The 702-nt window shown below is 59.7% G+C and carries 1 pseudogene; it reads left to right on the forward strand.

Annotation, left to right across the window (positions count from 1 at the left end):
• Window positions 1-53 precede the first annotated feature (53 nt).
• A pseudogene (locus IR187_RS16665) lies at window positions 54-702 on the forward strand (IS5 family transposase); the annotation flags it as partial.

The raw sequence follows: 702 nt of genomic DNA on the forward strand, positions 1-702 counted from the left end.
CCATTGATTTGCGGTAGCGATTATGATTCAGGCGGCCGGGAAGGAGCCTGAATTTGAGCGATTTATTCTGGCTGACGGACGAGCAGATGGCGCGGCTTCAGCCCTATTTTCCGAAGAGCCACGGCCGCGAGCGGGTTGATGATCGGCGCGTTTTGAGCGGGATCATCTTCGTCAATCGCAATGGGCTGAGGTGGCGGGATGCGCCGAGAGAATATGGCCCGGCGAAGACGCTCTATAATCGCTGGAAACGGTGGAGCGACAAAGGCATCTTCCTCCGCATGATGGAAGGTCTGGCGACGCCGCAGGCTCCCGATCGCAAGACGATCATGATCGACGCGACCTACCTCAAGGCTCACCGCACGGCGTCGAGCCTTGGGGTAAAAAAGGGGGTCCGGGACGCCTGATCGGCCGGACGAAAGGCGGCATGAACACGAATCTGCATGCCGTGACCGATGCAAATGGCCGCCCGATCAGCTTCTTCATGACCGCTGGGCAGGTCAGCGATTATACGGGCGCAGCCGCGTTGCTCGACAGCCTGCCCAAAGCGCAATGGATGCTCGCCGACCGGGGCTATGATGCCGACTGGTTCCGCGACGCCTTGCAGGAAAAGGGCATCACACCCTGCATCCCGGGCCGGAAAATACGAAACAAGACCGTCAAATACGACAAGCGCCGCTACAAACGCCAGGGCCGTATCGAGAT

It is taken from the genome of Sphingopyxis solisilvae (assembly GCF_015475875.1).
GTDB lineage: Bacteria > Pseudomonadota > Alphaproteobacteria > Sphingomonadales > Sphingomonadaceae > Sphingopyxis > Sphingopyxis solisilvae.